6 protein-coding genes and 1 pseudogene are annotated in these 6,077 nt (G+C 69.5%); 4 read left to right on the top strand and 3 right to left on the bottom strand.

From position 1 onward, the window contains the following. Positions 1-139: 139 nt before the first annotated feature. From AB0J09_RS53835 to AB0J09_RS53825, 3 genes and pseudogenes are all read right to left on the bottom strand, one after another. Positions 140-796: a fasciclin domain-containing protein gene (locus AB0J09_RS53835; protein WP_360709946.1), complete on the bottom strand. Its 657-nt coding sequence runs from the start codon at positions 794-796 to the stop codon at positions 140-142. A 183-nt stretch (positions 797-979) separates the two neighbouring features. Further along, positions 980-1,132: pseudogene (locus AB0J09_RS53830) on the bottom strand (FCD domain-containing protein); the annotation flags it as partial. Between the two features lie 21 nt (positions 1,133-1,153). Beyond that, the gene (locus AB0J09_RS53825; RefSeq protein ID WP_360709945.1) at positions 1,154-2,221 is read right to left on the bottom strand and encodes a LacI family DNA-binding transcriptional regulator; all 1,068 of its coding nucleotides are present in this window, start codon (positions 2,219-2,221) and stop codon (positions 1,154-1,156) included. Between the two features lie 197 nt (positions 2,222-2,418). On the opposite strand from AB0J09_RS53825, the gene AB0J09_RS53820 reads away from it, so the two are divergent. The 4 genes from AB0J09_RS53820 to AB0J09_RS53805 form a co-directional block, all read left to right on the top strand. Further along, a complete protein-coding gene (locus AB0J09_RS53820; RefSeq protein WP_360709944.1) occupies positions 2,419-3,372 on the top strand; it encodes a sugar ABC transporter permease in 954 nt (317 codons plus the stop codon). Continuing rightward, on the top strand, positions 3,372-4,196 hold the full coding sequence (locus AB0J09_RS53815) for a carbohydrate ABC transporter permease (RefSeq protein WP_360709942.1): 825 nt from the start codon (positions 3,372-3,374) through the stop codon (positions 4,194-4,196). Before AB0J09_RS53820 ends, AB0J09_RS53815 begins: the two co-directional genes overlap by 1 nt. A 32-nt stretch (positions 4,197-4,228) precedes the next feature. Next, entirely contained in the window at positions 4,229-5,494 is a 1,266-nt protein-coding gene (locus AB0J09_RS53810; protein ID WP_360709940.1) for an extracellular solute-binding protein, read from the top strand. A 29-nt stretch (positions 5,495-5,523) separates the two neighbouring features. Further along, the coding region (locus AB0J09_RS53805; RefSeq protein ID WP_360709938.1) for a hypothetical protein at positions 5,524-6,077 on the top strand (554 nt) is incomplete at its 3' end.

Here is a 6,077-nt window from a genome sequence, read left to right as displayed (position 1 = left end):
CCAGCCCCCCCCCCCCGCGCCCCCCCCGCCCCCCCCGCGCGGGGGGCCCGGCGGGGGGGGCCCGGGGGGCAACCCCAGCCCCGCCGCGGCAGTCGCCGGGCGATCGTGCTCTCCGTCCCGGGGCCAGGGCCCGTGTCCCTCACTGGGGCTTCAGGACCTTGTCGACGACGTAGACGACGGCGTTGCTCGTGTGCACGTCGCCACAGACGATCTTGGCACCGTTGATCGTGAGGTCCTCACCGGAACCCTTCACGGACAGTTCGCGGCCTTGCATGGTCTTGAGCGTGGCGCCTGCCAGGTCGGCCGGCGCCTTCTTGCCCTCCACCACGTGGTACTTGACGAGCTTGGCCAGCACGTCCTTGTCGGCCATGAGCTTGTCCCGGATCTCCTTCGGGATCGCGTCGAACGCCTTGTTGTCGGGTGCGAAGACCGTGATGTCCTTGGCGGAGTTCAGCTTCTCCTCCAGCCCGGCCTTCTTCACCGCGTCCGAGAACATGGAGAGCTCGGTCACCTGGGAGAGGGCGGTGGCGACCGGTTTGTCCGCGATGCCGGGCAGGCTGCTCTGCATCGAGGCGCAGCCGGGCCCGAACGGGCTCGCGCCGGCACTCGGTGATTCCGTCGGTGACGGTGAGACCTCTGGCATGGACGAGGTCTCCTCCGGCGCCGGCGAGGTTTCCGGCATTGACGTCTCCGGTGACGGTGACGTCTCCGGCGTGGGCGTGTAGACGGAAGCATGGGCGGTACCGGCGGTGCTGGCGGTCAGCGCCAGCGCCGCCGCGAGAAGCACTCGTTTCACTGTGATCCCCCCGATTTCGGTGAGCCGCGGCGGGCGCACCCGCTGCGGCGCGAATCGGCCCCTGGCTCGCGCCTGGGTCCTTTTCCAGTTTGGGCGGCCGTCGAGAACACAGGAGTTACATTTCGCCTAAAACGGCACAAAAGCCATATGCCATAACTTTGCGCGCAGAGTTGTGTCAGAGGCTCAAAGGCGCTGCAGCCAGCCTGTCCCGTCGGCGCCTGCCGCAGCGCTTCCGATGACGCTGGTCAGGTGGGCGTGCGCGGCGGCCTGGGCCGCCTGCGGGTCGCGGGCGCGGATCGCCTCGATCATCGCCAGGTGCTCGCCGGGCGACTGCTGCGGTCGCCGTTTACGGAAGTACTACGGGTGATCGCTTCCCGAAACGGGGAGTGATGTCGCCCGGACCACCAGCTCGGGCTCGAACCGTCCCTTCGTGTCCTGCTCGCTCTCGATGCCGAGCAGGATGCGCACGGCGCTGGCGCCGAGGGTCGCGGAGGGGTGCCGGATGGTCGTGAGCGGCACGATCGCGAAGTCGGCGAACTCTATGTCGTCGTAGCCGACCAGGGAGAGGTCCGCCGGCACCTGGATGCCGCCCACGATCAGCCCGTGCAGGAGGCCCAGCGCGAGCAGGTCGTTGCCCGCGACGATCCCGTCGGGAAAGCTGGACGCCGGGCGCCGGAGCAGCGTCCGCGCGACCGCCTCCCCGGTCTTCGCGGTCTGGACCTGGACGCGGATGATCTCGAGCGAGGCCGGCGCCGGGAACTCGGCGACCGCTCGCTGGGCCCCCGCCAGCCGCAGGTCGACGTGCGGGTGCGGGCCACCCACGAAGACCAGGCGCCGCCGGCCTTGGGCGATCAGGTGGGAGGCCGCGAGATAGCCGCCCTGTTCGTTGTCGCCGGAGATCGCCGGATAGCTGTGCGGGCCCGGGGCGACGCCGACGAGGACGAACGGCGTGCCGCGCTCCCGCAGCCCGAGCAGCTCCGCGGGCACGTCGCCGACGGGGGCGGCGATGATGCCGCTCACCTGCTGGGACTCGAAGAACTTGACGTAGGCGCGCTCGCGCGCGGAGCTCTCGTCGCTGTTGACGACGAGGATGAAGCGGCCGTGCGCCGCCGCCGCGGCCTCCGCGCCAGCCGCGATCTCCGCGTAGACGGGGTTGCTCATATTGGAGACCAGCAACCCGAGCGCAAGGCTGTGGCCGACCCGCAGCCGCCGCGCCGCGTCGTTGCCGACGTAGCCGAGCTCGTCGGCGGCCGCGAGTACGCGTTCGCGCAACTCGGGGGAGACGCGGTCCGGCTGGGTGAAGGTGTAGGAGACGGTCGCCCGTGAGACCCCCGCGAGCGCCGCGACATCGCCGACTGTGGCGGCGGAAGCCGCGGCCTTCGACTGTTTCGGCGCCGGTCCAGAGGTTATCGGGCTCCTCACCATGCGCTCAGCCTAGCGTATCCGTGAATGGATTCACGGAATCGGCCTCGAGGGTCGCCACACCGTTGACACGCCTTTCGGCGGACGCGTAATCTGCCCGAAACGTCGTGAATCGATTCACGACACCGCGGCCGCATGGCGGGCCGCGATCATCCAACCTCCCTCGTCCTGCTCATGGTCACCTGCGAGAGGAGTCACACGTGGCTTTGCCGCATGCGACGACGACACCACCTGACTTGCGTGAGCCTGCCGCGCAGGTGCCCGCCACGACGGGGGGACGGGCCCGCCGCAGGGTCGGGGTCCGCGCGCCGTGGTGGTTCGTCGTGCCGGCGATCTCGGTCTATCTCTTCATCGTTGTCGTGCCCAGCGCCCGCGGCGCGGTGTTCTCCTTCACCGACTGGAACGGCCTGCGCCCCGACTCGTCGGTTGTCGGCCTGGACAACTACGCCTCCGTCTTCTCCGACCGCGCGGCGCGTGACGCGCTGGTCAACACCCTGGTCCTGGCGGCGGTGGCCATGGTGCTGCAGAACGTCGCCGGCCTGCTGCTGGCCCTGGGCGTGAACAGCATGGTCAAGAGCCGCTACGTGCTCCGGGTGATCTTCTTCGCGCCGGTGGTGCTCACCCCGCTGGTGGCCGGGTACGTGTGGAGCTTCCTGCTCTCGCCCAACGGCGCGATCAACGAGGCGCTGCGTGCCGTGGGACTGGGAGGGCTGGCGCACGACTGGCTCGGCGATCCGGACACGGCGCTGTACGCGATCGTCCTGGAGATCGTCTGGCAGTTCGCCGGCTACTCCATGGTGATCTACCTGGCGGGGCTGCAGGCCATCCCCGCCGAGGTGCTGGAGGCGGCGACGATCGACGGGGCCGGCCCGTGGGGCAAGTTCCGCCGCGTCGTGCTGCCGCTGCTCAACGGCGCCGTGGTGATCAACGTGATGCTCTGCCTGATCGGCGGGCTCAAGCAGTTCGACCAGGTCATGGCCATGACCGGCGGCGGGCCTGGCACCGCGACCGAGACGATCTCGACGGCGATCTACAAGAGCGCCTTCTCGCTCGGCGACTTCCCGTTCTCGATCGCGCTGGCCGTCGTCATGACCGTGGTCATCGCGGTCCTGGCCACCGTCCAGTTCCGCCTGACGCAGAGGAAGGCCTCCTGATGCACGCGCGATACACCTGGCGGACGCTGACGCGCGAGGCGGGCCTGATCCTGCTCGCGCTGGTGTTCCTCGTGCCGCTCGCCGGCCTGCTCAACGTGTCGCTGAAGCCGCAGGACAGCCAGACCGGCGCGCTGGCCTTCGCGTTCCCGCCCACCTTCGACAACTACGCCGAGGCCTGGAACCAGGCCAGCCTCGGCGCGGCGCTGGCCAACAGCTTCCTCATCACGACCGTCAGCGTCGCCCTGATCGTCGCTTTCGCGGCGACGGCCGCCTACCCGCTGGCCCGCGTGACCCGCGGCTGGTCGCGGTACACGTTCTACTTCGTCATCGGCGGTCTGCTCGTCCCCGGTCAGCTCGCGCTGCTCCCGCTGTACGCGACCATGCGCGACCTCGGCCTGCTCGGCTCCCTCTGGTCGGTGATCCTGATCAACGTCGGGCAGCAGATGCCGTTCTCCGTGTTCCTCTACACCATGTTCCTGCGCGAGCTGCCGCTCGACTACGAGGAGGCCGCGCTGCTTGACGGGTGCGGTCCGCTGCGCTCGTTCGTGACCGTGGTGTTCCCGCTGCTGCGCCCGGTGACCGGCACGGTGACGATCCTCAACGCGGTCGGCATCTGGAACGAGTTCTTCACGCCGCTGCTGTACCTGGGCGGCAGCGACAACACCACCGCACCGGTGGCGATCTACGGCTTCGTCAGTCAGTACGTCTCGCAGTGGCCGCTCATCTTCGCCGGCCTCGTGATCAGCGTGATCCCGATCCTGGTCGTCTACTTCGCGCTGCAGAAGCACATCATCAAGGGCTTCGCCGGCGGCCTCAAAGGCTAGCCCCACCCCCCGCTCTCGATTCGGAGTCTTTCATGAAGCTCGTTAAAACGTTCTCATCCGTGTGCTGCCTTGCCGTCGCGGTGAGCGCCTGCTCGACCTCGGGAGGTGGCGGCGCCGCCCCCACCGGGCAGGTGCTCACGCTGGCCGCCGCGGGGCAGGGCCCGGCCAAGGCCGCAGTGGAGGCGTTCGAGAAGGCCAATCCCGGCGTCACGGTGAAGACGACATTCACCGAGGACGACGCCTCCTACCAGCAGCAACTGCGTACCCAGCTGTCCTCGGGGACGGCACCCGACGTGTTCCGCATGTGGCCGGGCGGCGGCAACACCATGGCCGTGCGGGACCTGAGCGCCGACGGCATGCTGATGGACCTGTCCGGCGAGAGCTGGGCGGGCGGGCTCAGCGCCGACCTCAAGGCCGTCACCAGTGACCCGGCGGGCAAGGTCACGGCCGTGCCCGTGACGATCGGCGCCATCGGCGCGATCTGGAACGACCAGGCGCTGGCCAAGAGCGGCCTCACCAAGCCCACCACGTGGCCGGAGGTGCTGGCGTTCTGCAAGGCCGCGAAGGCCAAGAACGTCGTGCCGTTCGCGCTCGGCCTCAAGTCCGCGTGGGTCACCCAGCTGGTGCCGTACGCGCTGACCGCCTCCCTCGTCTACGGCCCGAACCCGCAGTTCACCCAGCAGCAGAAGGACGGCAAGGCCACCTTCGCGGACTCCGGGTGGAAGCAGGCCATGGACAAATACCTGCAGATGCGCGACTCGGGCTGCTTCAACGACAGCCCCAACGGCGTCGGCTACGACGAGCAGATGCAACTGCTCGGCCAGGGCAAGGCGCTGGGCGCCGTGCACGTGCTGTCCGCCGTGCAGTCGGCGCTCAAGTCCGCGCCCCAGGGCACCACGTTCTCGATGAGCCCGTTCCCCGCCACCGACAGCGCCGACGGCACCTACGTGCCGGTGTCGGTCGGCATCGTGTACGGCGTCAACGCCAAGGCCAAGAACCCGGCCCTGGCCAAGAAGTTCATGGAGTTCCTCGCCTCGCCGGAAGGACAGGCGCTGTACGCGACCGCGTCCGGCAGCAGTCCCGCGCTGTCCAGCCCCTCCTTCAAGGCCGACGCGCTGCAGCAGCCGGTGCTGGACGCGGTCAAGGCCGTGAAGTCCACGCTCTACCCGGACCAGGCCTGGCCCAGCGCGAAGGTCCAGCAGGAGCACCTGACCTCGATCCAGGAGCTGTTCAACGGAACGGTCGACGTGCCGACGCTGCTCGGCCGCATGGACAAGGCGTTCGGCGAGGCCAAGTGACCGGCGCGCGAGATTCGGGGGCCCTGGACATGACCGCATGGGAGGCATGCCTGTGGATCACACCCAAGATCTTCGACGACCTGCGTGACCCCGCGCCCGGAGTGGAGGCGTTCTTCGACCACCATGCCGGCTGGCTGGCCGACCGGCCGGTCACGGTGGTCTTCTGCGCGGGCAACGGCGACCACGTACTGAACTACGCCGGCCTCCAGGCATGGGACGACCGCTTCGACTGGGCCCGCTACAACTGCTTCGCGCTCGCCCCCGGCGGACCCTCCGCCAGTGCCAGGGCGCACAACCGGGACTGGCTTGCCCGGGTGCGTGACGGGGGTGAGCGCTCGGCCAACCCGTACTCCGCCGGGCCGATGTTCACCGTCTCCGAGCAGCCGATGGACTACCGCACGCTGGCCGGGATCTACGCGGCCATACGCGCGGAGGCCTCGCGCCGCGGGCTCCAGGTGAGTCTGCTGGAGTATCTGGAGCCTGGGCCGGAGTTCTGCCGCAGCGAGTGGAAGACGGCACGGCACCCGGAGGTGGCCGCCGGCACCGCCGACGCCGGCGGCCACATGGTCCCTGGCGTGATCGA

The organism is Nonomuraea sp. NPDC049784 (assembly GCF_040659615.1).
Classification (GTDB): Bacteria; Actinomycetota; Actinomycetes; order Streptosporangiales; family Streptosporangiaceae; genus Nonomuraea.
This window is presented reverse-complemented; position numbering and strand designations above follow the sequence as displayed.

What these genes read in the sequence shown, in the direction of transcription:
- AB0J09_RS53825 (WP_360709945.1), bottom strand. Translation starts at nt 2,221, where the DNA reads ATGGTGAGGAGCCCGATAACCTCTGGACCGGCGCCGAAACAGTCGAAG.
- AB0J09_RS53815 (WP_360709942.1), top strand. Translation starts at nt 3,372, where the DNA reads ATGCACGCGCGATACACCTGGCGGACGCTGACGCGCGAGGCGGGCCTG.
- AB0J09_RS53810 (WP_360709940.1), top strand. Translation starts at nt 4,229, where the DNA reads ATGAAGCTCGTTAAAACGTTCTCATCCGTGTGCTGCCTTGCCGTCGCG.